Source organism: Pseudomonas caricapapayae (assembly GCF_001400735.1).
GTDB classification, from domain to species: Bacteria; Pseudomonadota; Gammaproteobacteria; order Pseudomonadales; family Pseudomonadaceae; genus Aquipseudomonas; species Aquipseudomonas caricapapayae.
In genome coordinates this window covers 1-25,728 of record NZ_LJPW01000087.1, presented here as the reverse complement: position 1 = coordinate 25,728, position 25,728 = coordinate 1, and the positions used below count along the sequence as shown (strand labels likewise).

30 protein-coding genes are annotated in these 25,728 nt (G+C 57.6%); all 30 read right to left on the bottom strand.

Going from position 1 to position 25,728, the window contains the following annotated elements:
* Positions 1-85: 85 nt before the first annotated feature.
* Entirely contained in the window at positions 86-358 is a 273-nt protein-coding gene (locus ALO80_RS13090) for a phage tail assembly protein (RefSeq protein ID WP_174518952.1), read from the bottom strand.
* A 46-nt stretch (positions 359-404) separates the two neighbouring features.
* Positions 405-914, bottom strand: coding sequence for a phage major tail tube protein (locus tag ALO80_RS13085; RefSeq protein WP_017698634.1), 510 nt, complete (start codon positions 912-914; stop codon positions 405-407).
* A 12-nt stretch (positions 915-926) separates the two neighbouring features.
* Positions 927-2,090 (bottom strand): phage tail sheath C-terminal domain-containing protein, encoded by a 1,164-nt coding sequence (locus ALO80_RS13080; RefSeq protein WP_055009322.1) that lies wholly within the window; start codon positions 2,088-2,090, stop codon positions 927-929.
* A 92-nt stretch (positions 2,091-2,182) separates the two neighbouring features.
* Positions 2,183-2,725 carry a tail fiber assembly protein gene (locus ALO80_RS13075; RefSeq protein WP_055009321.1) on the bottom strand — a complete coding sequence of 181 codons (543 nt, stop codon included), beginning with the start codon at positions 2,723-2,725 and terminating at the stop codon, positions 2,183-2,185.
* Positions 2,726-2,733: 8 nt separating this feature from the next.
* The gene (locus tag ALO80_RS13070) at positions 2,734-4,803 is read right to left on the bottom strand and encodes a phage tail protein (protein WP_055009320.1); all 2,070 of its coding nucleotides are present in this window, start codon (positions 4,801-4,803) and stop codon (positions 2,734-2,736) included.
* On the bottom strand, positions 4,800-5,405 hold the full coding sequence (locus tag ALO80_RS13065) for a phage tail protein I (RefSeq protein WP_055009319.1): 606 nt from the start codon (positions 5,403-5,405) through the stop codon (positions 4,800-4,802). Before ALO80_RS13065 ends, ALO80_RS13070 begins: the two co-directional genes overlap by 4 nt.
* A 1-nt stretch (position 5,406) precedes the next feature.
* Entirely contained in the window at positions 5,407-6,288 is an 882-nt protein-coding gene (locus ALO80_RS13060) for a baseplate assembly protein (RefSeq protein WP_055009318.1), read from the bottom strand.
* Positions 6,285-6,611, bottom strand: a complete 327-nt coding sequence (locus ALO80_RS13055; RefSeq protein WP_055009317.1) for a GPW/gp25 family protein — start codon at positions 6,609-6,611, stop codon at positions 6,285-6,287. The genes ALO80_RS13060 and ALO80_RS13055 overlap by 4 nt, the downstream gene beginning before the upstream one ends.
* A 3-nt stretch (positions 6,612-6,614) precedes the next feature.
* Complete coding sequence (locus ALO80_RS13050) at positions 6,615-6,893, bottom strand: hypothetical protein (RefSeq protein ID WP_055009316.1); 279 nt, start codon at positions 6,891-6,893, stop codon at positions 6,615-6,617.
* 42 nt (positions 6,894-6,935) lie between these two features.
* Positions 6,936-7,520 (bottom strand): phage baseplate assembly protein V, encoded by a 585-nt coding sequence (locus tag ALO80_RS13045; protein ID WP_055009315.1) that lies wholly within the window; start codon positions 7,518-7,520, stop codon positions 6,936-6,938.
* Entirely contained in the window at positions 7,520-8,047 is a 528-nt protein-coding gene (locus ALO80_RS13040; protein ID WP_055009314.1) for a hypothetical protein, read from the bottom strand. The genes ALO80_RS13045 and ALO80_RS13040 overlap by 1 nt, the downstream gene beginning before the upstream one ends.
* Positions 8,040-8,696, bottom strand: a complete 657-nt coding sequence (locus ALO80_RS13035) for a phage tail protein (protein ID WP_055009313.1) — start codon at positions 8,694-8,696, stop codon at positions 8,040-8,042. Before ALO80_RS13035 ends, ALO80_RS13040 begins: the two co-directional genes overlap by 8 nt.
* Positions 8,693-9,007 (bottom strand): head-tail joining protein, encoded by a 315-nt coding sequence (locus tag ALO80_RS13030; protein ID WP_055009312.1) that lies wholly within the window; start codon positions 9,005-9,007, stop codon positions 8,693-8,695. The genes ALO80_RS13035 and ALO80_RS13030 overlap by 4 nt, the downstream gene beginning before the upstream one ends.
* Positions 9,008-9,009: 2 nt before the next feature.
* Positions 9,010-9,231 (bottom strand): hypothetical protein, encoded by a 222-nt coding sequence (locus tag ALO80_RS13025; RefSeq protein WP_055009311.1) that lies wholly within the window; start codon positions 9,229-9,231, stop codon positions 9,010-9,012.
* Between the two features lies 1 nt (position 9,232).
* Positions 9,233-10,261: a major capsid protein gene (locus ALO80_RS13020; protein WP_055009310.1), complete on the bottom strand. Its 1,029-nt coding sequence runs from the start codon at positions 10,259-10,261 to the stop codon at positions 9,233-9,235.
* A gap of 12 nt (positions 10,262-10,273) precedes the next feature.
* Entirely contained in the window at positions 10,274-10,624 is a 351-nt protein-coding gene (locus ALO80_RS13015; protein WP_055009309.1) for a head decoration protein, read from the bottom strand.
* 13 nt (positions 10,625-10,637) lie between these two features.
* Entirely contained in the window at positions 10,638-11,870 is a 1,233-nt protein-coding gene (locus ALO80_RS13010; RefSeq protein ID WP_055009308.1) for a S49 family peptidase, read from the bottom strand.
* A 2-nt stretch (positions 11,871-11,872) separates the two neighbouring features.
* A complete protein-coding gene (locus tag ALO80_RS13005; protein ID WP_055009307.1) occupies positions 11,873-13,474 on the bottom strand; it encodes a phage portal protein in 1,602 nt (533 codons plus the stop codon).
* Positions 13,475-13,476: 2 nt separating this feature from the next.
* Positions 13,477-13,692, bottom strand: coding sequence for a hypothetical protein (locus ALO80_RS13000; RefSeq protein ID WP_004663043.1), 216 nt, complete (start codon positions 13,690-13,692; stop codon positions 13,477-13,479).
* A 10-nt stretch (positions 13,693-13,702) separates the two neighbouring features.
* On the bottom strand, positions 13,703-15,706 hold the full coding sequence (locus tag ALO80_RS12995) for a phage terminase large subunit family protein (protein ID WP_328586929.1): 2,004 nt from the start codon (positions 15,704-15,706) through the stop codon (positions 13,703-13,705).
* Positions 15,636-16,157, bottom strand: coding sequence for a terminase small subunit (locus ALO80_RS12990; RefSeq protein WP_010205770.1), 522 nt, complete (start codon positions 16,155-16,157; stop codon positions 15,636-15,638). The genes ALO80_RS12995 and ALO80_RS12990 overlap by 71 nt, the downstream gene beginning before the upstream one ends.
* 157 nt (positions 16,158-16,314) lie before the next feature.
* The gene (locus ALO80_RS31745; protein ID WP_235662494.1) at positions 16,315-16,503 is read right to left on the bottom strand and encodes a hypothetical protein; all 189 of its coding nucleotides are present in this window, start codon (positions 16,501-16,503) and stop codon (positions 16,315-16,317) included.
* The gene (locus ALO80_RS12980) at positions 16,463-16,849 is read right to left on the bottom strand and encodes a hypothetical protein (RefSeq protein WP_055009304.1); all 387 of its coding nucleotides are present in this window, start codon (positions 16,847-16,849) and stop codon (positions 16,463-16,465) included. Before ALO80_RS12980 ends, ALO80_RS31745 begins: the two co-directional genes overlap by 41 nt.
* Complete coding sequence (locus tag ALO80_RS12975; protein ID WP_003377395.1) at positions 16,846-17,169, bottom strand: phage holin, lambda family; 324 nt, start codon at positions 17,167-17,169, stop codon at positions 16,846-16,848. Before ALO80_RS12975 ends, ALO80_RS12980 begins: the two co-directional genes overlap by 4 nt.
* Positions 17,170-17,637: 468 nt before the next feature.
* Entirely contained in the window at positions 17,638-20,535 is a 2,898-nt protein-coding gene (locus ALO80_RS12970) for a DEAD/DEAH box helicase (protein ID WP_055009303.1), read from the bottom strand.
* A 435-nt stretch (positions 20,536-20,970) separates the two neighbouring features.
* A complete protein-coding gene (locus ALO80_RS12965; protein ID WP_055009302.1) occupies positions 20,971-21,453 on the bottom strand; it encodes a hypothetical protein in 483 nt (160 codons plus the stop codon).
* Between the two features lie 326 nt (positions 21,454-21,779).
* On the bottom strand, positions 21,780-24,473 hold the full coding sequence (locus ALO80_RS12960) for a bifunctional DNA primase/polymerase (protein ID WP_055009301.1): 2,694 nt from the start codon (positions 24,471-24,473) through the stop codon (positions 21,780-21,782).
* A complete protein-coding gene (locus tag ALO80_RS12955; protein ID WP_055009300.1) occupies positions 24,470-24,676 on the bottom strand; it encodes a TraR/DksA C4-type zinc finger protein in 207 nt (68 codons plus the stop codon). Before ALO80_RS12955 ends, ALO80_RS12960 begins: the two co-directional genes overlap by 4 nt.
* On the bottom strand, positions 24,669-25,157 hold the full coding sequence (locus tag ALO80_RS12950; protein ID WP_005771748.1) for a phage regulatory CII family protein: 489 nt from the start codon (positions 25,155-25,157) through the stop codon (positions 24,669-24,671). Before ALO80_RS12950 ends, ALO80_RS12955 begins: the two co-directional genes overlap by 8 nt.
* A gap of 227 nt (positions 25,158-25,384) precedes the next feature.
* Positions 25,385-25,612 (bottom strand): transcriptional regulator, encoded by a 228-nt coding sequence (locus tag ALO80_RS12945; protein ID WP_055009299.1) that lies wholly within the window; start codon positions 25,610-25,612, stop codon positions 25,385-25,387.
* Between the last annotated feature and the right edge of the window lie 116 nt (positions 25,613-25,728).

Here is a 25,728-nt window from a genome sequence, read left to right as displayed (position 1 = left end):
CGAGAAAGACATGGACATGATTTCTGCCGACGAAAAACCCAGCTCTTTTGCGAGCCGCTTCGCCGCAAGCCTCTGCAATGCGGGGTCAAAGCTCGTCGTCGCGCACCAGGCGAAAATAACCGGCCTGCAGGCGGCTGTAGTCCTTGAGGGACAGCCCCTCAAGATCGCGGACGCCCATCTGGGCCAGGGATGCGAACAGGTTCAGCTCGCGTTGTTCATCGTCGCCGTTGGCAGCCGCCTGGGCGGTGCGCACATCGCGCACGGTAGGTGCGCGCATGGTGATGGTATCGACCTGAACGCTGTTGACCTCGGCAGGCTTGGTCAGCTTCACCGACACGCTCTCGGCCGTCAGGGTCATCCACTTCGGATTGGTATTTACTTGAGACACAGGATGTTTCCTTCTATCAGAGGCCAAGGGCGGAACGTTCCGCCGCGAGTTGATCGACACCATTGATCACGCGCTTCATGCCCAGCGCATCGATCTCGTAGACCACCCGGCCATCCACTTCCAGCTTGTAGTAGGTGAGCGCGACAGCGTGTTTGATCTCGGCCTTGTCACCCGCTTTCCAGTCCCCCATGTCGACCTCTTTGAGTCGGCCACGCTGGGTCACCACCACTGGGGTGATCTTGCCTTTGAGCCCTTTAAAGGCACCACGGAACACACCGTTGAAGGCCGTGCCATCCGCCAAGCCGAAGAACTTCAGGGACTCGCGACGCACGCCCGTGGTGGTGAAATTGGACTCTTGCTTTTCCATGCCCATGTCCAGTTCGACCGGCAAGTCCATGCCACCGCCACGGTGCTCTTCAGTCTTGAGCGTCATCTTGGGCAGGGTCAGGCTGGGCACATCGCCCTGAAAGCTGACACCGTCCACGAACAGGTTCAGGTTGCTCAGTGTTTCGGGAATCATTGCCATCGTTGCAGCTCCTTAAGCGGCAGAGTCGAGCACTTCGGTCAGCCATTGATTGGTGACTTCAACGCGGAAGTTGGGGTTTTCGGCAGGCGGCACGTCGGTGAAACGGATGTTCCAGTACACCTTGCCCTGCTCAAGCTGGCTGGCCGTGTTCAACTCGGTATCCGCGAACACTTCAAAGTTGATGATCGCGCCCTGATTCTTCAGGTCACGCATGAACGCCTGCAGGCCCTCGGTCACATCCTTGACGTAGGTGGCAGTGATCGAGCGGTCCACCGCCCATTTGTGCCCGTAGAGGATCGCGTCCATGACGATGTCCATGGTGCGCACGCGGGTGACGAACGCCCACTTGGGATCGCTGCTGAGCGTGCGGTTGCCCCACAGGCGATAGCCGTCGTCGCGGATGATGGTGGCGATGTTGGCGTAGTTGAGCAGATTCGCCCGGCAAGTTTCATCACCGTCCAGAAACTCGATAGGCCGCTTGGTGCCCGTGATACCTACAAACTCTTTGTTGGACGGCGAGGCCCAGAAGCCGTACTCCGCGTCGGTCCAGGCGAACAGGCCCGCTACCCAGGCAGAGCCCGGTGCATCAACCGTCTTGCTGGCCGTCGTATCCCAATACTGAACACCGGGGTCGACCATAAAAGAACGCTTGCCGCCGAAGTTCTTGGCATACGCCATGACCGCTTCGTCTGTGGTGTTGGGGCCATCGAAGATCGGCAGCGCCCGCAGTTTGTCTGCCAATGCAGCCATAGCGGTGCCGACCGCCAGAATCGAGCTGTGCTTGGGCGCGATCAGCAGTCGCGGCTGGGCATTGAAGCGGCTCTTGCCATCGAGCAGTGCCTGGAGACCGGTACGTGTGCCATCGGCTTTCACACCGCCGATGATCGCGGAGGCTTGCAGGGCAGCATCGTCCAGTTTGGCGACGCCGCAGGCGACGATCACCGCCTTGGCCCGCACGTAGATTGCCTGACAGGCTTTGGTGATCGCCGAGTCAGGGCCAAACGCTGCAATGGCCTCGCGCTCGGAAGTGATCAGCACCAGGTCATTGACCTTGGCGCTGTAAGCAGGCGCTTCAGTGAACGTATCCACCAAGCCAATGATCGAGGACGTGGGCAACGAGATGGTGCGCGCGCCGGTGTCGACGTTCGTGACAGTCACGCCGTGGAAGAAACTCATGGGACGATCTCCAGAAACGAAAAAACCCCATAAGAGGGGTTGGTGGTGGAATGCGAACAGCAGAAAAGAAAGCGCCCCGTCAGTGCGGGGCGTCAGGTCATGGGCGCTTCGTCGTCAGGGGCATCCTGCGCAGAGCCTTCGGGCTCAGTAGGCTCGTACACGAACGGATTCGCAGGCGGCGTCGGCCATTCAAAGTCCAGCGGATAGCCTGGCAATGTGTCGAGTTGGGCGAGCTTTACCCGGTACACCCGCTGCGCATTGAGTTCGGCCTCCACGGCAGGCAGCGCCTTGAGTTGCTCGTCGGTGGCCATTTTCAACGCTACGGCATCCTGCACTGTCTGGTACTCGGTCATCAGCTCGTCAATCCGGGCCGTGGCCGCAGCAGAGCGATCACCACGAATGCACATGACCTGCACACGCACCAGCTCAATCGGCGTGTCTTGAACCGGACCAAACTCACCCGCCAAAGCTCGTTCGTACAGCTCTACACCGTGGGGCTCAGGGTCGTGGGGAGAAGCCGTGAACGGCAACTCCCCATGTGTTTCCACCAACCCCTCGAAAGCCACCATCAATTCGACGGTAGTGCGGGCCTGAGAAGACCAGTATGGATTGCGGGCACTTAATATTGTGGACATGGTTGAACCTACTGGATTCGTTGAAAGAGCGTGCGCTCTGTATTGTTGAAAGCACCATGGGCGCGCCAAACACCTATTGCGATAGCGCCGGAGTTGCTGCTTGTGCCATCACCCACAGCCGTGGAACTGAAAATAAGGTTAGAGCCGGGGACTGAAGTGCCCTGGTTAATTGAATTTCCGTAGGCGGTAATGACTCGCGCAAATGCGTATTGCCCAATGCCGGTAAGCCCCTGCGCCGCAACCTTTGCCCCGAGGTTCAGGTCGCTGACCAGATAATAAACTGCACTGTCGGCAGCGCGCCGCATGTAGGGCGCTGCTGAATTATCTCCCGCAAAGCCTACATGCGTGATTGAGTCAGCTACTGGCCGTGTTGCAACGCGCGTATCAGTTTCTGCTTTTGTGTAGACATCGCCCTTGCTATAAACCTCGGTCTTTAAAGCACGTTCAACATCACGCGCATCGACCTCAGCCTTGGTGTAAGCATCGGTAATTCCGTATGCAAACAACGTCGAACCGACGTTCGCTTTTTTGGACGGATCAAAGTTGCCGGAATACCAGAGATTCCCGAAGTCGGTGTTATCGACCGCCAACTTAACCTGACCTGCGGACGTATATCCGATCTTGATCAGGTTGTTTAACTGGCCTGCCCCGGTACCTTGCTGGACAGGCACAAAGCCAAGCCTCGTCTGAAGAAAATACGTCGTGTTGTCACTGGCACGCCGCATGTAAGGCTGGGTCGGGTCATTGGCCGCAAGCCCGATGTTCGTGATGCTGTCGGCAAGCGGCCGTTGCGCGTCACGTGCATCGGTTTCAGTCTTGGTATAGACGTCGGACTTGGCATACACCTCTGTCCTTAAAGCGCGCTCTGAAACTCGCTGATCAACCTCCGCCTTGGTGTAGGCATCGGTGATGCCGTAAGCAAACAACGTGCTGCCCACATTAGCCTTGGTGGCCGGGTCAAAGTTGCCCGAATACCAGAGGTTGCCCAAATCAGTATTGTCGACTGCCGCCTTTAGCCCGCTACCCGACCAGCCGAGCCTGACCTGATTGTTCAGTTGGCCCGCGCCAGTGCCCTGCTGCACAGGAACAAAACCGAGCTTGGGCTGCAACGCCGCCACACGCGTATCAATTTCTGTTTTGCTGTAAGCATCAGCGATACCGTAACCGCCCAGGGTGGTCGGGTTGAAACCGGCCATCACCAAGCCGCGTCGGTCTACCGTGACCCGGTTGTAAGTACCGGGCAAAACGCCGGTCGGACCTGCCACTTGCTCGAACGCCAGCGCAGTCGTACCCAAGGTAATTGGCGCGTTTGTGGTCAACTGCCAGAGCGTGTCGAACAACGTGTCACCCTGCTCGACGCTGACCATCAGGTTAGGTGTCACCTCCACGCTTACATCCGCGTCAACAACGCGTAACCAGGCACCGCCCGCAACGACTGAGTACAAACCATTGTCTTTGCCGCTGGCCTGATTTTTCACCAGTACCCGGTCGCCTGCGACAAGCGCAACGCCATCGACCGCCTGGATACCAACAAGGACAATGGGGCCGGTGGTAGCAGCGCGAACCGATTGTTTATTGCCGAGCTTGGAAAGCTCTTCCTGAATCCGCAGATCCACAAAGGAACGTGTGGCCAGCACAACCGTTGGGTCAATGCGCAGCTCGACGTTGCTGGTATTGCTGACCAGCAAGTTAATGCGCACGATCTGTGTACGCCCAGATCCCTGTGCCAGCAAAGGCTTGAAGGACGGCGCGCAGTTCGCAACCGCCACCAGATCCCCGTCCGTGTCGTACAAGCCAATTTCACGAATCCAAAAGCCACCGATTTCAGCAGGAATAACCTGTTCGGCGATGATGATCGCGTTGTTGGCTGGATCAACCTTGAGCTGATTGAGCGGGGCACGGCGGCGCTCGTTGATCAGTTTTTTCTGTGAAGCATCGGGCACAGGGTCGGTGCCATTGGCATCCCCCACACCCATTTGAGCTATTTTCCAAGGCACGCCGAGGGCATCGGCGTTGGCCTGCTTGGCCGCACCGACATTGGTCAGGGTGGCAAAGAATTGCGAAGTTTGATCGATCATGCGAAGACATCCAGAGTATCGATAGTGGTTTCACGCCCGCCCAGCCCCATATGCCCCGAGACTTCAATGTCACGCGGCACAGGTGGGTAAACATCGATTTCGTCGCCTTCAGAGACCGAAGCGGCGAGGTAGAAACGGCCGGTCGTTTCAAGGCTGATGGCCAGTTCCAGCATGTGGCGGCTGACAGGCTTGGCATCATTGATCAGGGCCGTCAGCTCCTGATACATCTCCTCGGTGATGCCGGTGTCCAGCACACCCACCTTGAGGGCAAAAGTACCGGGGATTCCCTCAGGTACGGTCTGCCACCATTCCAAGACATCGATGAGGTAGCCCAGCGGCTCAACCACTCGGCGTATTGCACCGATTGTTCCTTTGCGTTCATGGATGAAGAACGATGCGGCAATGGCTGCCCGCTTTACCGGCTCAGACCACCCTTCATCCCAGCGGTCTACCGACCAGGCCCACGCAAGGTGATAGAGCAGGTGCGCGGGACAGGTCTGTGGGTTGTACAGTGTGCGTAAGGGAATCTTCGTGACTTCATCCGTGGCAACCTCAATGGCACGCTCAAGCGGGGAACTGTTGAGGGGGAGCAAGCTGGTCATCTCAACTACCCCGCGTCACGGTGAACGCTTCGCACCAAGCGGCCTGCGCCTTGGTCGGGCGGATGTCCGCCCAGCCCTGAAGATCCACCCGACTGACGCCGCTGATGTGCAGTTGCGCGTCAATGCCGGATCGAGCCACCTCAAGGCCCAGGCGTCTTCTGGGATTGACCCAGGCCCCCAGCCGGTTCTTGCATTCAGCCAGCGTTGCCTCGGTCTCAGGTCCGCTTCCCACCATGTGAACGACAGCGTTGATACGGAAAGGCAGGATCTCAGCGCTCTGAACAATCAGGCGATCCCCCAAGGGACGCACATCCTCGTCACTGAGGTTGAGCCGAACCGTCTCCAGCAGATCCGCTCCAGCCACACCATTGCCTTCCAACGCGAGCACCGTAACCACCACGACTGCCGGGGTTGGGCTTTCCGCAGTGGCGTCGGCCACCAAACCTGAGGCATTGCGTGCGTGAAGTATGTAGCTGTTTCGTGGCCCCGCCGTGGTCAGTCCCTCGTAGGCAAGCTGGACGCGCTCCCGAAGCGCATCTTCCTCCTCCATGACGGCTGCAGTGGGTGGCACAGCAACAGGGTCAGCAGCCTGGATCTCCAGACGTTCGAGATTGACGTTGGCTGCCAACTGATCAAGGTCGCCTTTCCGAGCATATGCCAGCATCAACGACTTTGCCGCGTCGTTGACACGCGCCCGGTTCTGAAGCCGCCTGTAAGCCCCCAGTTCGAGCAATTTGGTGACCGGGTCGCTTTCCAGCAAGGCGCTCCAGTTGTCACCCATGTACTCGCGGAAGGCGGCTAGCTCGGCCTGATACTCCTCTTCAAAGTCCAGGTCCTCAAGCACTTGCGGCGCGGGCAGCGCCGACAGTTCAATCAGGCTCATGCCGTCACCTCCAACACCGCATTGTCACCCAGATACAAGCCCTGCACTTCCAAGGTGACCTGGCCGTTCAGGACCGCAATCACCCTGACACGCTCAAGTCTTAGGCGAGGTTCCCAACGTCCGATAGCTCTGGCCACCTCGGCCTGCACCGCGCTTTTCCAGCCATCGTTCACAGGCAGGTCGACAAAGCGCCGGATCTTGCTGCCGTACTCCGGGCGCATTCGGCGGCTGCCGACGGGAGTGCCAAGAATGTCTTCGATGGACTGCCGCAGGTGCGCCAGGCCGGAGACAGGCTGACCGGTACGGCGATCCATTCCGATCATGAATTACTCCAGCGGCTCAAGGTCCGGGTGTGCACGCAAATACTCCAGCGCGACGGTGTCATCTGCCTGCGCCGTGACGATCCCTTTGGCGACGGCGAGCGTGCGTTCATCCGGCAGAATCAGCGTGCGCGAGGTGAACAGCTTGTCTCGATACATCCGCACCGCTACTGCGGGCGCGGGAGGAGACACGGCGTCCGCAACCGATATCGACGTGGGTGTGACCTGGCTTGTTGGTGCTGCTGGTTGATCACCAGAAGCCTTATCGATTTTTACTGTCGCCATCAGATATCTCCAGACATTAGAAAGCCCGCAGTGCGGGCCGGGTCAGTGCTTGTGGTTCGGGGTGTTGCCACCCGTGTCGATAATCTGTCCGCCGCCATGGATATCACCGACTACGGCGAGCGTTCCGCTGATCGTGACATTGCCATCCAGCGTGATCGTGGCTGCCTTGGCAGTGATCGTTTCGGAGATCGCAGTGATAGAGTCATCGGTCACAACGGCCGAGCTGGCTCCGACTGTGACAGTCACCGTTCCCGACGGCAGATCAATCGTGTAAGTGTTGGCCTGCCAGTCGTAGATCAGGGAACCGCCGTCGTCGAAGCGCCAGACTTCCACATGATCGCGGTTATCAGGCTGAGCGCCTGCATTGCCATAGAGCCCCGGAATAAACGTGCCCTGCGACACGTCACCGCTGGCACTGAACAAGGTGCCTTGCTCACCAAGAGTCGGTGCACGCCAGTGTCGCGCCTTGCCCGCCGCCACGCTGTGCCAGCGCACCCAGGCGCTGACCCATTCACCATCCGAAACGCGGCATACCGGAGGTGACGCGGTGAGGTCCAGCGCAACGACATAGCAGTCCTTCACCACACCAGCCAGCATGCGGTCATGTTCAGCCAGCGCGAAACTCATCACATATCCTCAGGCGATTGGTACTGACCTTCGTTGCCACGTCCTGTGTCCGGACTGAAGGAAAATACCAGTGTGCCAGGCGGCTCATTGGGCCAAGGCCATTCCTCTTCGCCGAGGTAGATGCCTTGGGTCCACTCGACGACCCAGACCGCATAACCGTCCAGCTCCGGACGCGACCAGTCTTGAGCGCCCCTCACGAACTCGGCGGGCTCGACCTCAAGCCCCCAAGTTTGCAACCTCAGCAGGACAGCCAGTTGCGAGGCCGCGAAGGCTGCCTGCTGCTGGCATTGCTCGCGCTCTGACCCCACGATGACCCGTGCTTCGAACCGGGCAATCAAGGCCGTTTCCCCGGTGCCCTGATCAACACCTGGCTCCAGCTCCACCAGTTCGATCAGCACAGCTGGCACAGCGACCTGCTCAAGCATGTCCGGCATGGTGCCGACGTACTCAAGACCGGGAATCGCGGCCCTGATGTGTCGTTCAATCGCTTCGTACAGCGAATCAAGACTGAAATCTTCGTCAGGCACGGGCAGTTCCTTTCAGGTACTTCTGCAGCTCGTAATTGAATTCCTGCTTGAGAATCTCCAGCAGGCGCTCATCGGCCCGTTTCACCCAGCTATCGAAATGTGGCCTTGCCTCTTCCAGCGACACCTTGGCTTTGGCCAGCGGGAAGCGGCTGCCGTTTTCTTCGATAAAACCGGAGCGACGTTTGCCTTGCCTTGTCTCGGCATACGCGCCTGAGTCAAAGTGCTTGCTCGCGGTACGGATCCAGATATCAGGACTGCCGCCGTAAACCGTTTTGAAGAACGCGCCCTGATAACGGCGACCAGCAACGGATACGCCGGTACGGCTCTGCCGCGCACGGCCGATACGACTGGCAGAAATGGCATCCAGACCAAACCAAAGCTTGCCGCGCATCGTGCCACCGGTGACCGGGTAGGCCCGAAGGCGTTGCCGAACGGCCGTAACCGCGATGCGCTCTTGCCGTCCAACTGCCCTGGCAATGTGCGTACGCAACCAGCGTAGAGTCTTGTTAATGGCTCGACGCTGGGCCGCTGCCGCTGCTTTGGGAACCGCCGCTGCAAAGTCCTTGAACGCGTCGAGATCAGCCGCAGAAGGCTGCAGGGTGATCATGCCGTCCTTGGCGGACTGCTTGTAGAAGCTGCCAATGCTCATCGCTTAAGCCTCAGGATAAGAGATACCCAGCCGGTACCGTCAGGTTCCAGTCCGACCAGGTCATACCGACCGCCACCGTCCTGCTCAGGCAGGTCGATGGAGACGATCTGACCAATCGCAACCGCCGTAGCATCATGAACATGTATCGCGAAGTGCGGCTCCCTGATGCCGGTGTTGATGCGTCCGAGCTTGGGTTGCAGCCACGGGATTGAAAGAAACCCCGCGATATCGCGTCCGTCGACGGTTGCGATATCGCCCAGAGATTCAAGAATCTGGGCGTCCATGTCCTCAGCCAGTTCTCGAAAGCTCATGGTCAGTCACCGTCAGTGGCGTCATCAGTATCGGCAGGGCTTGCTGCCCGAGACTGGATGGCCTCTTGCGCCCGAGGGTCAGTGCTGATTGCAATACGCCCCTCTGCCACCAGCGCATCCTCCATCTCTTTGCTAGCCGGAGTGTATGGGCTGCCTCTGAGGATGACGTTGCGTCCCTCCTGAATGCAGCCGTCCACCACGATATAGCCGGGCTTCTTGGCCATCTCACACCACCTTGGCGTAGATGAATGCGTCCGGCTCCAGCAAACCGGCGAGTGCCGCGCTCTGCAGCTTCAACCAGCGGGCGCTCGGCTCCTGGGTAGTCCAGCTCTTGGGGAAGCGTGCCGCTTCGACCAGCCCGCTCTCGATGGCTTCCAGATCCTGAATGGCACCGTAAAGCATGGCGTTACGCGTGGACGTCGCGCCCAGAACCAAACCGCCTGCAGGGATCATGGGCTGCTCATCACCCTCGTCATCCAGGTACCACTCGTCATAACCGTAAAGGTCGACGCCCGGATCGTTCAGGTAGCCCAGATAGGTGACGCCGTCTGGCAGCTCTTCTGGCTTGATCAGGCCCATGTCTACGCGGCGAGTGTTCAGTTGCTTGATGACCGTCAGATTGGACTGGAATGCATCAAGCGCCTCACCGCTCAGCGCAGCAGTGTTGGCAGTGCGGCCGGAGTCTTTGGCAATTTTGCGTTTCCAGGTGCGCAGGTTGCCAATCGGATCAGAGTTGTCAGTGCCCCACTGGCCGGTGCCCAGCGTGATCTTGTGATCGTTAGCCATGAGGAAATCGATGGTGTCATCAACGCCGTCGCCCAGCACGCGGACCTTGCCGGTGGTCAGTGCCTGGGCACACATCCACTCCTCGCGACGAATGATCTCGTCATCCAGATCGCGCAGATCCTTGCCCAGCATCTGGCCTGCCCGCTCCAACGGCGTCCGGCTGGAGAAAGGGTTATCTCCTGCCGAACGTTTGAGGACCAGCTCAGCGGTGGTTTCACGCTTGGGCTGGATGTACGGCGGCGCATAGGAGTCAGTCCGGTAACCGTCACGAAGCGAAATGCTGCCGGGCAGGCGCGGATGAACAAACGGGGCCATCTTGCGCTGGCCTTTGACGATATCAATGTCCACCGTTTTGGTGGGGAACGTCACGGGGCTGCCGCCATTGAAGAACGTGTTCAGCAGAAAACGTCGCGCCGTGGGCATCTGCTCGACGGCTTCAAGCATGGTACGGGTGTCAAAAATATCCATCAGAAGCTCCGGTTAACGAATGAACAGGCACAGCGGCCGCAGGGCTGCTTTTGCTTTGGCAAGTGACAGGCCTTCGCCCAACATGAGCTCAGAGCCCAGCACCTCGCCGGTGAGAAGAATCGACGCTGGAAAAGCACCGCCGGTGGTGTCCACGTCTTGATCAAGCACAGCCTTGGGTGCCTGAGAGCCGTTGTCGGCAGCGGCGGCGCAGAGCACGTACTCGCCCGCGGCATCGACCTGACCGAGTACCGCGCCACGCTTGAGCTTCTGGCCTGCCGCAATGATTCCGGTCTCAATTACCACAGGGAATGCACCTGCAGAGAGATGACTGGGGACGTAGGTCTGACGGGTTGGATTACTCATGATGTTCTCCTGATCAGCGACGCGAAGCGCCCGCGACAATGGCTCCGACTACGGCTTTGCGCTCACCCTGAGCGTTGCCATCGGCAGGTGTAGAGGTCGATGCACGGGTGCTGTCGGCCTTAATGGCGCTCAACGAAATACCGCGATCCTGTGCCGCCTTGAACAACTGCAAAGCGGTTGCCTCGACCGAGGCCCCTGCATCGATGGCCGCCGTGATCTCGGCCTCGAAGCCCTTACTTGCCAGACCGTTGATGCCCTTGATGCGCTCACGCTCAGCGGTGACCGCCTGCGTGCTGGCTTGCGTTCGTGCGGTCTCCAGTTCGGACTGGCTGGTCTGGGCAATTTCGATGGTGTTTGGGTCGGTGCCAGCGGCCAGTGCTTCGCGCAGCTGAGCGGTGGAGTTGACGGTGGTCATAGTTAATGTCCTCGGTTGTGTCGCGGCCGGTTTGGCCAGTTCGGTAATTAGTCCTTCCAGCGAGCCCAGGCGGTGAGCAAGACCCGATTCAACGGCCGCTGCACCTACCCGCAAGCCGCCAAAATCTCCCATTGCAGGAACGGCGTCGGATGCCACGCCAAGGTTGCGGGCGACCTTGGCCACAAACACCTCGCCCATTGCGTCCACGGTTTCACCGACCTTGGCGCGTCCCTCTTCGGTGGCCATGTCCAACCGCTTGTTGGGGGCGTTGCGGCTGACGATCTGGTAACGCTTGCTGCCGGTGCTGGCCTCGCCCTCGACCACGGTTTCCACCACTACGCCGATGCTGCCGAGCAACGCCGTCTCATCGATGACAATCTCGCTGGCCGCAGAAGCCAGCCAGTAAGCAGCGCTGGCACCCGTTCCACCGACGTAGGCCACAATGCGTTTACGCGCGCGTCCCGCATGGATCTGGTCAGCCAGCTCGTTGATGCCCGCCGCCACCCCGCCAGGGCTGTCGATATTGAGGATGATGGACTTGATGTTCGGGTCGTCCAGTGCCGACTGCAGGTCAGTGGCGAGCACCTGGGTGCTGGTCGCGCCACTGATCTCGGTAAAGAGATTGGCGTAGCGAAAAACCGGACCGACCACCGGGATGATGGCAACGCCGTTGCGAACGCTGACCGTGCGGCTATTTTCTAAGCGGATACCGGTTTTGCTCTCCAACGCACCCGGATCGCCCATGCGGTCGGCAATGGTCAGCAGGTTATCCAGGGCGTCAGGCAGCATCAGCCAAGGCTGCGATGCAGCCAGCTCCAATGCGCGGGGCATGGTTATTCCTCGTTGGGTGGTGTGGGTGGGTCAGCGATGACGCCGCCTTTGGGCAACATGTGCAGGTTGTCTGAGCGTCGCTGCTCGACTTCGCGAACACGCTGGCGGTAGACCTGCTGCCAGGGCTCGCCCGTCATTGCGGCCGTTTCGAGGGTTTCGTTGCTGACCCCGATTTCGATCCGCTTACCGGCTGCGTTGGCTTCTTTGAGCTCATCAATAGCGCCCCGCGCAGGACCGATCCAGATCCCCTGACAGTAGGCTTTACGCTTCGCAGGATCTGAATAACCCGGCAGGTGAATCAGTCCCCTCGCCACGGCCTCATCGATGATCAATTCGCGGCTGGGCTGACAGAAGTCACAGGCCAGCCACCAGCGCCGAACGCTATAGAACCGCCACGCTTGGAGCATTGCAGCGCGTGCCGCGCTGTAACTGCTGCTGTAATGCAGTAGCAACTCCTCCATCGGTTGTTCAAGCGCCGCACCGATCTCTTTAACGACAGCCGTGAAGAAGGGGTCGAACTGGGCATTGGGTCGAGCCGGGTTAGCCACCACAGGTTCCTCACCCATACCCAGGTCGACAATGGCACCCTCTCCCAACGCCAGCTCACCATCATCGGTGGTATCCCCGCCCGCGCCCTCGTTGCCCATGGCGGACATGGGCAAGTTGGAGACGTTGAAGTCGTTGTTCTTTTTGATGAACACGGTGAACATCGCCGAGATAACCGCTGCCATCAACTCAGCACTGCTGTAGCGCTCCAGCTTCTGCAACGGCTCCAGCACCGGAGCCAGATAAGGAGCGCCTCGCTTCTGGCCTGGCCTTTCCTTGTCCGACATGACATGCATGACCCGACGTCTGCCGGTCACGTCACCGAAAGCAGGCAGTCGCTCCCACGCCAGACTCTGCCCTGCCAAATACTCATTGGGATAGCCGTTGCAGACGTGATACGCCAAGGGGGCTCCCAACCGGTCAAACTCGACACCTTCAACCATGTCTGCGCGGTCCATGCCCCCGTCCGGGTTGCAGACACGATCCGATTCGATCAACTGCAATCGGGTGCTGAAGATGCAGCCCGGACGTTCATCGTCAGGACTGGCGATCAGGACGTCGCCGCAGACCATGGCCGAGATGAGCACCAGCGCCTGCAGTTGATAGTGATTGAGCGTGGCTTCGGCATCACACTCGCGAGGGTCATCGGCGTACAGCGACCAGATTCTGTCCAGCTGGGCGTTCAGTTGCTCGGCCTGCTGCTCGTCGATGCCCACCGCGACATGATCAATCTGGGCACGGCAGACCAGGCCGGTTCCGACCACATTGGTACGCAGACGGGTGATAGCCGCCCGAGCAATCAGGTGGTTGCGCATGGCATCACGCGACCGGGCTACCAGCATGCGACGCTCGCTGTGGTGCAGGTCGCGCCTGGCACTGCCCAATCCCGGAATCCAGCCCGCCATGCTGCGCAGCACACGGGATGCACCGCGCCAGCGGGTTTCAACCCCGCCACCGCCACCCTGCGCTTTGGCAGGCGACCCTTCAGACACAGACTTGGCGAGCTTGAGTGCCTCTCGCATCAACAACTCGGCAGGGTCTTTACGGAAAAAACCCATAATCAAATCACCATGTAGGAGATGCGATTACGCCCCCTGCCCTGCAGCGATGCCTGTTCCAGCGCGACCTCTTTGGCGTACTGCTGCTCCAGCAAGCGCAGGCTGTCGAGCTCGGCCCTATAGATCTCGCGATCTGCTCTTTTGAGACGCTGACCTTTTTTAAGGACGTCAGAGATCGCCGCCCGTACTTGCTCCAGGCGCATTTGTGCGTCAGTCATGATTGAACCTCTAATAGCCTGCACGGCTGCGCGTGCCACGACCGCGAGCATTCGCTTTACGTGGCACAGGAGTGACGGCCTGCTCGGTGTTGAAAAGAGTGGGCTGCAGCAGTTGTTGCTCCAGCTGGTCCCACTCATGTTCGCGTAACAGATGGGTCTTCAAGCTTCTGGCCGCATGCAGTGCATACACTTCGCAATCCAGCGCTTCGTTGCGGCGACCCGCCTTCTTCTGCCACACCATCTTGCTGGGGTTGCGAGCGTGAGGGGCCAGCACTTCATTGGTGAGCTGCTCGTAGTAGTCCGAGCGGATCTCGCTGTACCAGTGCATCCGCCCCGGCCCTGCGCCGGTGAGTCGAAGACGTCCGTCGATCAGCGTCTTGGCCTTGTGGGTTCCGACGATGTAGACGCGCAAGCCATATTTCGACGCTTTGGTGTTGTCCTGGGAGGAGTCAACCGACGGGGACGGCCGGGTAAAGATTTCCTTATCACGGCTGTCAATCGACGCACCTTTGATAGCCATGATGTTGTAGCGCTGCCGATCCCGGACGTACCCGTAGACCGCGTCGCTGGTGTTGCCGTCCGAGCTGTCGATACTCACGGCGGAAATGACCAGCTGCGCTCCGCCCTCTGTCGCCACAGGCTTGGCGATTAGCTGATCCAGTTCCTGCCAAACGGCGTCATGCGGATCGATGGGATTACCGTACAGCTCCCCCCAGTACAGTCGCCACGATTCTTCACCCCGGCCCCAGCCGATGATGACCAGCGCCAGCCGGTCCCCCTGAACGTCGACGCCCACCGTAATCAGCAGCACACCATTGGGTGCCGTCAGCTCTGCGTAAGGCTCAGCCCGCTTTTCCAGCTCATCGGTTTTGGGTGCATCGCTTTTGTATTCGTAACTCTCCCCCTTGGAGCTGTTGACGAACGCAATCATCGGCCCGATGTTACCGTGGGACGCGGCGTGCTCGGCCTGAAGTTGCTTCTCCATCAGCGCCTGGAAGCGCGATCCCCAGAACGTGGCGTAGAGCTCGTTAAGAATGTAACCGGCGATGCCTCTAAACTCGGCCGTCGCGACCCAACGGCCGTGCTTGAGGTTTGCGTTTTTCTGGTTGTCATCCCATGAACAGCCGCAGTGTGGGCAGGCGTAGTACGCATGTTCTGGCCGCTTCTTGCCGTACACCTCGTGGTGGTAGTCGGGGTCGTCCGCACAGAACAGATTGTCGAAACTCAACGCGTGCGACTGACCGCATTCGTGGCAAGGCACGAGCCCTTCGCGCTTGTCGGAGATTTCCAGCTCCGCATCAATGGCCGATAGGCCCTTGATGGTCGGGGTGCCGCCGATGATGATTTTCGAGCGGCGAAACGTCTTCAATCGTTCCTTGGCCAGCTTGATGCTGTCCCCCTGCCCCCGTAGGTTGAGGTTGCAGTCATCAGGCTCCTCGACAGCGACTCTGGGCACCGGCGTGGACTTCACGCTCGCCGGACTGTTGGAGCCCACCATTTTCAGAAAGCCGCCCGGAAAACGCTTGAAGTCCTGGCGCTGCTGCAGCTTGCGACTGCGTAGATCAACCTTCTTGCGAAGCCTGGGCGTCGCCTCAATCATGGGCTCAAGCTTCTCGCCCACATACTGCTTGGCCGCTTCAGCCTTGGGAAAAAGCACCAGGATCGGAGACGGATCGATGTCGATCCACTTGCCCAGGGCATTACCCAGCACGCCCGACGTCCAGGCCACCTGCGCAGACTTGCGCCCTACGATTTCTGTAACGTCTGGATCGTCCAGCGCCTCAAGTGGGCCACCTGGCCAGACCAGATGCGGGGTCACATCGAACCGGTATTTACCCGGCCGTGCAGCCTCTTCGGCGGACAGCCAGCGATACTTGTCCGCCCACTCGATGATGCTCATGCGCGGCGGTGGAGCCCACTTCAAACAGGCCTTGTGCAGGGACTCACTCGCCGTCTTCCTCAAGGCCCTCCGGGTATGGCGATTCGTCAGAATCTCCAGTTGAGTCAGCATCATTGTCATAGTCCGAAAGCCTTCTCAGGATGGCCTCGATGGGCTCACGAATCAGTAGATCATCCACCTCAATGCCATAGCGGGCTGACAGCTCAGCGGCGAGCACATCTGGAAATGTATTAAGCAGTTCGACCTTGGCCGACATGATCATGGCCTCGAAGCGCTGGATCATGTCGGAGGCGATCACCACCTCCCCAAGCTCTTTGGCCAGCGCCAGTTCTTCACGGTTGGCCCGGACCCGGTCGAGCCTGTCACGGGACGATTCCTTCTTGCCGTTGAGCGAAGCCTGCTGCATCAACCACTGGACCACCGCTTCGGTGTCGTACTGGTTTTCGTTGCCACGACCCAGACCAAACTCGACCACCGGCATGCCGTCGTGTTGCCACCGGGTCAGGGTGCGTTCATCCCGGCCAACGATCTCACTCAAGTCGGCCTTGCTGACTTTCCTGCCCATACACAACCCTTTAGAAAGACGGACATCCCTGCAAAAAACTCAGCTGCACAGGAACCGCGAGTCCACGTACCCGTGTAGGGAGCCCCCCTCAGGGAGGACCCAAAAAACAGGGGGGTTGGTTTGCCCCCCGATGGGGCATGAAGCACAGTGGCCTCGACTACCTGCTCTGGCTGCGCAGGATCTGGGCGTCGACCTGATCGGCGCAGGTGTCGAGCAGCTTGATGGCCTGGTCCTTCAGCTCCCAGACGTCGCCGTTAGAACGAAGGTCAGCCTCATCAGCGTTGATGCGTTCGCAAGGAATCAGCTCAGGGGGTTCGATTCGAACCGCTGACGTTTTTGTGACCACCACCGGCTTTGCCGCGCAGGCCGTCAGGCAAAGGCTGAGAAGCCCAATCACGAACGGGCTTGCTGTTGCGCTTGAGGTCTTCAAATTCTTTCCTCGCCTGTTTGGCTTTGTTTTCGCTGGCCTTGATCCGTTGATTCAAGTCCTTCAGATAGGCAGCGTTACGCTGGGCCTCGGCGCGCAACGTGGTGATGGTGGCCTCGCTTTCGACGTTGGCGTCGAGTGCTTTCTTCTTGGCCGTTGCTTCCACTTCCACCTCGCCGCGCAATGCGACGACCCGGTATTGCTGAATGCCGACGAGCAGTACGCCCACCAGCGCGATGATGATTGCAGCGGCGATAGCCTTCATAGGGAATCCACCTTCCGGCCTATGAAACGGGCCACCAATTCGCGAATGGCCGTAACGCCAAGAAAGCCAATCGTTCCACCTGCAGCTACCGACAAGCTGGGCGGCCAGGTCATCCACTCGATCAGGCTGGAGGCAACCAGACTCAGCGAACCGCAGATCAGCGCTTCGAACAAGATCCGGCGCTTACTGGTTTCTTTGGCGTCGTAGAGGATGCGCAATAGAGAAACGACGATGGCCATGATCATGCCCTGCCACAGTGGATTTGAAATGGCCGCCACGATCCTGGCCCACGTATCTGGTTTGTCGGGCATGGTGCGCATCCGGTTGCCACCCTTCCGGGGGAGCTGAAATGAAAAACCCCGCCGAGGCGGGGTTGGTGACAGCCTTGGGGATGGCTGGGTGAAGCATGTACAGCAGGTGCTTTGGAGGCGATTCAGGCGCAAATCGCAGATCGTGCCCACGTTGTACCGACGTTCGGAAAAACCGAAAAGGGCTATTTAAAGGTTGGTCACGATGCGACCGTAATGCAACACCAATACGACCGCAATACGACAATCTAACCGGACGGACGGTCAGAAAACGTAATTGCATGGACTTGTTTAGCGTACGCGGTAGTGACGACCGGCAGGGAACGGCCATAAGCAGTAAGTCGGATATATCCACGAAACCACGGGCGATTCATCACAATTTTGAGTGTCACCAAGATCGCCGAAGCACTAGATATAAAGCCTTCAGCCCTACTAGAAATAGCAGGGCTGTAGGTCTCACAAATTTCTCTTAGAAACTAATCAATTATACAAACGAAATGGCAGATCTTCGGCGACGGCCTGCCCAGGAGTGCAAAGCCACTGCCACACTTGTTGTTGTGTTAGGCTTCCCTCGCACAATCGCAATAGAGCCTCACCCAAATCCCCACTTTCAACTACGCTTAACCGGCCACAGGAGGCAATTTGTTGTGGCACACTCGGATCTACTCCGGGATGGCAAAGAGTCACGCAAAAACAATCTCTAAAGCCGTGAATTTCGGAGGCTGCTAAAACCTCTACCGCTTTATTGTAATCGACAAGCTTATCTCCCTCTTTCGATTTTAGCTCGACCACAACCGAAGGCGAATCGAAGAATTTGACCAGATAGTCGGGTGCGCCAGTTTTTGTCTTGTCATCTAACTTTTCAAACGCTACACCTAGCTGAGCAAGCACCTGTTCGAACGCTATTTCAAACGCATCACCTTTTGCCTCATAATAGTTCTCAATTAGAACCTTACTATCGCACCTGCTAGCTCGCTTTAGATGCCTAACAGACATTCGCTTCCGCTGGTCAACTTTCCAATCTCGACAAGCGTCTCGTGCCCAATTTGCTTTAGCTTGCGCATTAGGCTTAGATTTTACAAAAGCTAAAATTCTTGCTGAATTCGCCTCAGGACTGCCAAGCATAAGCAATTGCGGCGTTGTGACTCCATGCTGCTTCAACAGCAACATTTCATGCCTATACAGCTTTAAAGCACTACCCGACGCAGATAACCCTGTCATCCAGAGAATGTCGTCCGGCAATCCCTCTTGGACTCTGTATGCTAATCTTCGAATGTAGCGCGTCAGCTTAGATATAGCGCGCAGCAAAGTATCATCCACTCTTACTTGTGGCGGACGTAGAACTGGCGGCACGCGCTTATCGGCGGCGGACATAGCTATTCCAGCTAAGCCCTGTAGGATCCAGGATAGGCTTCTGTTCATTTCTTTGACAGCGCCAGCACTCAGAGATTTAACTTCACGCTCAATTGCCCTAATCTCAACACCGCTAGTCCACTTCTGGCACAACCATGCCGCATTAGTAGGTACTGGATCAACTTGCCAAATTGATTCCATTAGGTCATCTGCGAGATGCTGCGCATCATAAATGGGATCTTTCAACTGATAAGGCAGGAACCGAGTAGGTTTAACTCCATTCCTCGGACGAAACTCAGGGCTGGATAAGCATGCGGAAAAGATAAGCATCTCTAGCCTGGATTTGAGATCCGCCGATTCAAGATGCCCAATGAGTTCTGCCAAATAAAGTGACTTTCTAGACAGAAAGTTGATTAAAAACACCCCGGTTTCAGGCAGCAAACCACTGAACCCGACTGCTCGCCCCACTGGCGTGGGGCTCAGGTCCCCACCAGATGTTTCAACGACGAAGCCAGCATCAATCAAGCCGGCCAGAGCAACACCGACTTTACTCGGCCACGTCTTAAATGCAGTTAAGTTGTTATCTTCTTCCCTTAACGCACTGAACGTTGTGCAAACAAGCTCTTCAAGCTCGGCTCTGTTGCTGCACAACCCTGAAGATATCAGTTGCAGTGAAAGCTGACCAAACCTAGCAGGCACAATTCGTGCCTTGATTTGAGGAAGCTGCTCAATTGATAGATAACTTTTAGCTAATGCGCTTTGCAGCCCCGTACTAAAATATATTACCCGCCCTTCTGCATGTTCAAACCCCATTCGCCCGACCCGCCCGGACATGTTGTGGAACTCTGCGCTATCTATTGCGACATACTGCCTTTGCTGGCCGTCCCAACGCTCCCAATTAGCAAATACTGCTGCCCCTAAAGGAAAATTCACACCTGCTGCTAAAGTACTTGTAGCAAATACAACATCCAGCTTATTTTCTGACAAGTAACGCTCCACTACCGCTCGCTCTTCGTCAGTCAAATCCGCGTTATGACTCGCTACTCGGAGATCTAGTATCTTCGCCAACATAGCGTTAGCTGAAGTTTCGGGCAATGTATCAAACTCTAACGACAACTGTCCTTGCTTACCCTTGTGGTACGAAGCTACAAAAGCCTCAGCAAGATCATAAGTATCTTGCTTTTTCATGCAAAAAACTATGATTGGAAGCGGTGGGTTATCTTGCTTGAGCAAATATGTTAAAGCTGAAATCGTTTCCGCTTTAATTCCAGCAGGCAGTCGCTTGTCCGATTCCATCACATCAGGTTTTGCACTGCTTACTGAATAAATCTGATCGCCAATCCAGCATTCATACCGTAAATGTTTCTCGCGCTTTTGCTCGAAAATAAGCTGAACCCGCAGCCAGTTCGCTAAGTCTTGGGCATCCTTGCTTTTTAGAACTGCTGACAATCCTACAAATTGCTTCCAACCCGCATTCCGCATGAGTGTTAAAAGGACTTCAACATTTTGCCCGCGGTTTTCGTCTCCCATCAGCTGAATTTCATCGCACACGACAATCGTATTGTGCATGCTTTTCGGCACCCCAGATGCCGACAGTAGCGCTAAATATTTTTCATATGTAGAAATTACCAGAGGAGCACTAAGAGGAGCCGCAGAATACTGCCCCGTGGCATCTTCGACGTAGTCCCCCGTGGCAATAACCATGGAAGCACCATCGCTCTCCAAATATCTGTCCAATAACAACGTTTTGAAGTCTTCAAATTTCTGCTTGGCCAGTGCGCGATGGGTCACCAAATAAACTGTTTTATTCCCTGCGAGCAGTCCTTCAGCAATAGCCCAGAGCCCAATTTGAGTCTTTCCCGTGGAGGTAGGGGAAACCACCAGCATGCTTTGTCCATGCGCCACGCCAGACTCCAACGCGAGGTACTGAACATCAGTGAGGGAAATCGCCCCCTCGGATCGGTAGACCAACCCATCGGCCACAGATGCGGACAGACCGTGTTCTATTGGAAAGGTGTCCCTCATGCCTAGCAACTCCTGTCATGCGTTTGGGTGCAAGCGCCCAGAGCAATCTGGGCGCCGAGTGTCCGAATCCGGCAGAATCATACGTAGCATTAAATGGCCATATTGACCATCCTACCAAGCGTCAGAGTGGCAATCTGGGAAAAGCAGAGCGGTAAAATACATAGCCATATAACCTGCAGCTACATAATTTTAATAGAATTACACATGCATGATGTATTGGATTCGCTTTTCCCGGCCCCCCTTGAATCGCTCCTAGTTTCTCAGAGACCGAATGACTGGTTCTGGCCGGTTGCAGCCCTTCAGTGCTCGGCTGGCGCACTCCCCCTGAGTGTCACCCGCTGACACCCATCAACTGCAAACAACTGGTCAGCAAGAAATGGAAATGACTGGTCAAGTCCAATGCAAACAGGTGGTCAAGTGAATGCAATTACACAGTCAGAGCGCTCGAGGGACTCTAATCGCTCTTGAGACACCTGTCGCCACCTTCAGATGGCGGTTGGTTTGCGCTCCAACCGGGTAGCCACGTGTCGAGCCGCTGCGCAGTGTGAGAATCAGCAGGACCTGCTGATGCAGGCGATTCACCCAGTTGCGATAAGTCCGATCAGCGCCTTCGGCAATACCGACCGCTTTCATCTGATCGCGGACCGTCGCCATGGCGCAATAACGCTCCAGTGCCAACCGTGCCAGCGGTGCACGGCCTAACCGTTCCAGCTCAGCCACCGCTGCCTGAACCTCACAGGCAATGTGATCAATTCCGCAGCCAGCACCCCCAAGTATCCGAGAACCCGGCGTACCACGCGGCGGCGCGCCGCCCCATTCGATGATCGCCCCCAACTGGCTGCCCAATCCACCGCCTTGGCCGCGCTCTCGCATCTGCTCGCCCCAATGCACCATCAACGCCTCGATTTCCTTGATCACTGCCCTTTCCTCTCGAAATCTGAACCCCACACAAAAAACGCCCTACCCAACACAGACCCAACACACTTAAAACCCTTTAAAAACAATGAATTAATAAAGAGTGTGCTAGGTGTGTTGGGTTGGTCGGGTTTATTTGCCCTCGCATGAGGAAAAAACATCGGTGCTCTTCCTGATGAAAATAATGTCGTGCATGCGCGCGCGACGCCAAACCCAACACACCCAACACACACGTCTGCACCCCGCGAAAAATGGGCGTTTGATCTGTGTCGGGTTGCCAAAACCAACCCAAAACATACCCAACACACCCGACACACTTTTAGAGGTACTCATGCTGCCACCGCCTTCACGTGGTCCCAGCTGTCGACGTTCCACCCCGCAAGGCGCGCCTTGCCCCGCCAGGCCTCGACGGCAACGCCTAAGTCCGGCGCTCTCATTGATGGGGGAAGGGAAGCCTCAGGATCATCGGGCACAAAGAAAGCGCCGAAGCGCCGATCATTGCGTTCAGTCCAGGGTATTGACCGGGTTTTCTCCACCTCCGAGCTGATGAATAGCGAAAACTTCGTCTGACTCATCACATGCTCTTTATTGCGCTGACACCACTCGATGAACAACGCATACAGATCAGTCGAAAGGCATGCCCCCCAAAGGCCCCGGCCCAACTCGCCATAGCGCCAGAGGTGCAGGAACGTCTGCCATCCTGCCCGGCTGAGCGCAACCAGCCGCTCGCGTGACGCAGTGCTGGGCGGGCGGGTGCGTTCATTGAAGTCTCCCAGATCCACACGCAGCAGCCAGCCGTAGAGAGCCGCAACACCACCATTTTCCAGCTCTCGCCCGATGGCTTGCTGTCGAGCGACCGGCAAGGTTTCCATCGGCCACATCACCAACATTCGCCGGTCACTGTCGCTGATCGGCCACGGCAGGATCTCGTTGCTGAGAAACACCGCGTTCATGTGGTTGGCCTCCTCCCAGCCGTTGATGAACTTCGACTCCATGCGCACGGTCTTGCCGGTGACCAAGTGCTTGATCTTACCGACTTGGTTGTAACGCTGATCGCGGCTGACCACCTCTTCGAACACGGCCCACATCTTCCTGCTTTGCCAGGCGTTGAAGTTGCTCTCCAACTGGGTCTGGCCAACTGTCGCGGCGTACTGGCCATAGAGCGCACCGAAGGTGTCGGCGAACAACAGGCTTTTGCCCGAGCCTTCCATGGTGGAGTGCATCAGCACCGCCGTATCCATCTTGGCACCGAGGTGTTGCAACGGATATGCAAGCCACCGAGTCAGCCACAGTGCAGCAGCCTCATCATGGTTGCAGAGGAATGAAATCAACCAGCGCAGATTGGCGCACGCCGCGTCGTCATTGACCGGCTCCAAAGGCAGGCCGTCAAAGGTGTTGATGTATATGCTGGGGTCTTTGGTCATGGTCGGGTCGAAGACAATGTGTTCGACGTCCACCACCCGCCGCTCGCTGCTGTTCAGCCAGAGCGCGTAGGTGTCGCCCAAGGCCATCTTGACGGCCCCCTCGGCGATACGGCGTTTCTTCTCTCGATCCCAAACGTCTTTGGTGCCGTCGATATAGACGTAACGTTCCGTGGGACGCATGCCCAGCGCACCGCCCTTCTTGCCCGCCATTTTCCGGGCCTGCTCAATGTCCTTTACCTGATCGTCAGCGATCAGCTTCTTGTCTGTGGCTTCGAGCCAAAGCTTGGCAATGGGCTTGCCCACACGCGCTTCAAACGCTGACTTTTTCATCGCCCTAGATTTATCGAAGTCCCAAACATGTGTGGTGCCTTCTACCAAAGCAAAACGCCGCAGCACCTGCTCGATAGTCAGCTCCTCCCCCGCCCCCCCGTCAGGTGCAGGAGCCGCCTCGCTTGGCGCGTCCGGTGCCGCTGCATCTGACCTGTCGCTACCTTCAGTTGGGGCCGGGGGAAGATCGCTTGCGCTGGGTCGGGTCGACTGCATGCCGAGCATCCGCGCCGCTTCCTTCACCGCGTTGGACTGATCACCGCCATGCTCCAGTAGACAGAACACCTCGAACGCATCGTTTTGGTGACCATTGGCCAGCGGATCAGCCGCATGGTGCGAATACACCTTGCCTTCAGCCACGGTGATCCCAGGGAGTCCGGTACTACTCTGCGGGTAAAGCCATTTGCTCCCGCGCTTGGTATAGCCGTGGCTGCGTAAGATCTCTTCGACATCGTGGGAGTTGTTGAACTCGTCGATCACAGACGGACGATTACCCGCCACAGGGGCGCGCTTCGGTTTGGGCTTTTGTTTGACGGTTGGTTTGGCATCCTCCGGCAGCCATGGGCACGCAGCCTCCGCGCCCCGCTTGAAGACGTCCCAGTTGTTCCAGACATTCAGCAGATCGCTGATCAGAACCGGAAGCCCCGAAGCATCAGGCGGCGTGCGCCAGGTGTATGGCTGGCCGGTGCCTGGATGAATGGAGGGAGGCAGTACGTCCTGCACCAATCCTGCACGCAATTCAAACACTGTGAACCGCTTGTACTGCTCGGCATCTGCTCGATACAAAGCCTCTCTGGCTGTATCGCCCGCCTCCCGAGCGGCGTTTGCCTTCAGCATGATTGCCTTGTGTTTTGACCCATCCGGGTCGTTTTCATTGGGCCAAGACAGGGAGTGCCGCGTCAGTTCCAGCCCTTCCGGGACCTGAAACAGAACCCGGAATCGCTGAGGATTACCAACGACAGTCGGGAAAGCCAGTGCAAGCGCATCCAGATCAACGCCCAAGAGTTCGTAAAGGACGAACCGCGTCCACTGGACATCGTCGACGTCCAACGAACACACCCGACTCGGCCCCAGCACAACGCCGAGGTTATGGTTGGGATTTTTCGTCCAGAACGCCTCGGCCTTGGCAGGATCAACGATGTACTTGCCGGGCTGGTTCCATCCCCTTCCCTTCGGGCCTTTCTCGCCCGGTTGAATCGGTACTAACGCAAAATTGAATGTCTCGCAGTAACGACGTGCCCAAGCAGAAAGCGGGATTGGACGATCACTCATCTACGCTGCTCCCGCAGCGACTGACAGTGAATACACGTCTCGCAGCCCACAATGGCAGCACGGCGTAGCTCCGGGATCGGATCGTCGCAGTCTTCACAGAACTGTGAGCTGACCAAACTGGTCGGTATTCGGCGATGCTTAAACAGAGCGACGTCCAACAGGTACTGAGCCTGTTCCGTAGCGCGGTCGATATCGTCAGCCATTGGCACGATCCTCCATCGCCAGACGAGCGCCGGCCATGATGCCCAGCACCGCACGAATGATGTCATTGCCCTGCTTCTCCAGCAGAGCGACTTCGTGCAGTTCCCATACACCGTCGGCAGCACCGTTGTGCATGCCTGAAACGAACTCGCCTGTTTCGGTCAGCAGCTTGCCGACCGACTTGAGCGCATCCTGCGTGGCAGCGACAGGCTCCGGCTGGTACCAGACGGCTGATGCCGGACGCATCAAGGCATCGAGCAGTAGCGGGCTGCCCGTGAGCCGGACGATGTCTTCCAGTTCGTCAGGATTGAGCCAGCGTCGCTCTTCATCAAGCTTCAGCTTTTTCTGGAGGGTGTCGTTGTCCAACACCATGTCGTGGGCAAGGGCAGTAACCCCGCCCTTATAGTCGCGTCCGGCGCGGTAAAGCGCCTGGCGCAACGAAAGCACCTGACCAGCGTCAGGCAAAAGATCCGTGCGACTCATAACCGTAAAATCCCCGTTTACGGTGTAGCCATAGGCAGGGGCACGCCCTATCCTACGACCACGACCGATGTGCTGTGCTAAACGTGCTGTGCGGCACGGTTCATCGTTCTAGCCAACCAGGTGAATCTTGTGGTGAGAGGACCTGGTCGGCGGAGTTGGCAGTGTTTTGCACTGCCGTTGCTGGGTCGGAGGAATCTTGTGGTGAGAGGTCCCCGGCCCTGCGACTTTTATGCGGCTTCAGAGCCGCGAAGGTACGCCCAGTCGATGTCTGGGCGCAGCACCTCGCATACAACCGTGCCTTTCGACTCTCTCTCAATGTTCACTGCAAGAGCGGCACTGGCCCGGCGATTACAGTAAGCAACTTGTCTGAGTTGTCCGGCAGAAGTCCCGCAACGGCGGGCAAACGAGTCAAGGTCAGGTTTGTTCAAAGCCTTCAAATATTCGTGCAGAGTCATATGCACCTCCGTTCAGGAAGCGCAGATTAGCAATTGCTAATCTATACAGCAATAGCAAACCGTAATTTACTGTTTGCTAACGGAAAGCGATCATTGGGAAATGGATATCTATAAGC

What these genes read in the sequence shown, in the direction of transcription:
- ALO80_RS13090 (WP_174518952.1), bottom strand. Translation starts at nt 358, where the DNA reads ATGACCCTGACGGCCGAGAGCGTGTCGGTGAAGCTGACCAAGCCTGCC.
- ALO80_RS13085 (WP_017698634.1), bottom strand. Translation starts at nt 914, where the DNA reads ATGGCAATGATTCCCGAAACACTGAGCAACCTGAACCTGTTCGTGGAC.
- ALO80_RS13080 (WP_055009322.1), bottom strand. Translation starts at nt 2,090, where the DNA reads ATGAGTTTCTTCCACGGCGTGACTGTCACGAACGTCGACACCGGCGCG.
- ALO80_RS13075 (WP_055009321.1), bottom strand. Translation starts at nt 2,725, where the DNA reads ATGTCCACAATATTAAGTGCCCGCAATCCATACTGGTCTTCTCAGGCC.
- ALO80_RS13070 (WP_055009320.1), bottom strand. Translation starts at nt 4,803, where the DNA reads ATGATCGATCAAACTTCGCAATTCTTTGCCACCCTGACCAATGTCGGT.
- ALO80_RS13065 (WP_055009319.1), bottom strand. Translation starts at nt 5,405, where the DNA reads ATGACCAGCTTGCTCCCCCTCAACAGTTCCCCGCTTGAGCGTGCCATT.
- ALO80_RS13060 (WP_055009318.1), bottom strand. Translation starts at nt 6,288, where the DNA reads ATGAGCCTGATTGAACTGTCGGCGCTGCCCGCGCCGCAAGTGCTTGAG.
- ALO80_RS13055 (WP_055009317.1), bottom strand. Translation starts at nt 6,611, where the DNA reads ATGATCGGAATGGATCGCCGTACCGGTCAGCCTGTCTCCGGCCTGGCG.
- ALO80_RS13050 (WP_055009316.1), bottom strand. Translation starts at nt 6,893, where the DNA reads ATGGCGACAGTAAAAATCGATAAGGCTTCTGGTGATCAACCAGCAGCA.
- ALO80_RS13045 (WP_055009315.1), bottom strand. Translation starts at nt 7,520, where the DNA reads ATGAGTTTCGCGCTGGCTGAACATGACCGCATGCTGGCTGGTGTGGTG.
- ALO80_RS13035 (WP_055009313.1), bottom strand. Translation starts at nt 8,696, where the DNA reads ATGAGCATTGGCAGCTTCTACAAGCAGTCCGCCAAGGACGGCATGATC.
- ALO80_RS13030 (WP_055009312.1), bottom strand. Translation starts at nt 9,007, where the DNA reads ATGAGCTTTCGAGAACTGGCTGAGGACATGGACGCCCAGATTCTTGAA.
- ALO80_RS13025 (WP_055009311.1), bottom strand. Translation starts at nt 9,231, where the DNA reads ATGGCCAAGAAGCCCGGCTATATCGTGGTGGACGGCTGCATTCAGGAG.
- ALO80_RS13020 (WP_055009310.1), bottom strand. Translation starts at nt 10,261, where the DNA reads ATGGATATTTTTGACACCCGTACCATGCTTGAAGCCGTCGAGCAGATG.
- ALO80_RS13015 (WP_055009309.1), bottom strand. Translation starts at nt 10,624, where the DNA reads ATGAGTAATCCAACCCGTCAGACCTACGTCCCCAGTCATCTCTCTGCA.
- ALO80_RS13010 (WP_055009308.1), bottom strand. Translation starts at nt 11,870, where the DNA reads ATGCCCCGCGCATTGGAGCTGGCTGCATCGCAGCCTTGGCTGATGCTG.
- ALO80_RS13005 (WP_055009307.1), bottom strand. Translation starts at nt 13,474, where the DNA reads ATGGGTTTTTTCCGTAAAGACCCTGCCGAGTTGTTGATGCGAGAGGCA.
- ALO80_RS13000 (WP_004663043.1), bottom strand. Translation starts at nt 13,692, where the DNA reads ATGACTGACGCACAAATGCGCCTGGAGCAAGTACGGGCGGCGATCTCT.
- ALO80_RS12995 (WP_328586929.1), bottom strand. Translation starts at nt 15,706, where the DNA reads ATGATGCTGACTCAACTGGAGATTCTGACGAATCGCCATACCCGGAGG.
- ALO80_RS12990 (WP_010205770.1), bottom strand. Translation starts at nt 16,157, where the DNA reads ATGGGCAGGAAAGTCAGCAAGGCCGACTTGAGTGAGATCGTTGGCCGG.
- ALO80_RS12980 (WP_055009304.1), bottom strand. Translation starts at nt 16,849, where the DNA reads ATGAAGGCTATCGCCGCTGCAATCATCATCGCGCTGGTGGGCGTACTG.
- ALO80_RS12975 (WP_003377395.1), bottom strand. Translation starts at nt 17,169, where the DNA reads ATGCGCACCATGCCCGACAAACCAGATACGTGGGCCAGGATCGTGGCG.
- ALO80_RS12970 (WP_055009303.1), bottom strand. Translation starts at nt 20,535, where the DNA reads ATGAGGGACACCTTTCCAATAGAACACGGTCTGTCCGCATCTGTGGCC.
- ALO80_RS12960 (WP_055009301.1), bottom strand. Translation starts at nt 24,473, where the DNA reads ATGAGTGATCGTCCAATCCCGCTTTCTGCTTGGGCACGTCGTTACTGC.
- ALO80_RS12955 (WP_055009300.1), bottom strand. Translation starts at nt 24,676, where the DNA reads ATGGCTGACGATATCGACCGCGCTACGGAACAGGCTCAGTACCTGTTG.
- ALO80_RS12950 (WP_005771748.1), bottom strand. Translation starts at nt 25,157, where the DNA reads ATGAGTCGCACGGATCTTTTGCCTGACGCTGGTCAGGTGCTTTCGTTG.
- ALO80_RS12945 (WP_055009299.1), bottom strand. Translation starts at nt 25,612, where the DNA reads ATGACTCTGCACGAATATTTGAAGGCTTTGAACAAACCTGACCTTGAC.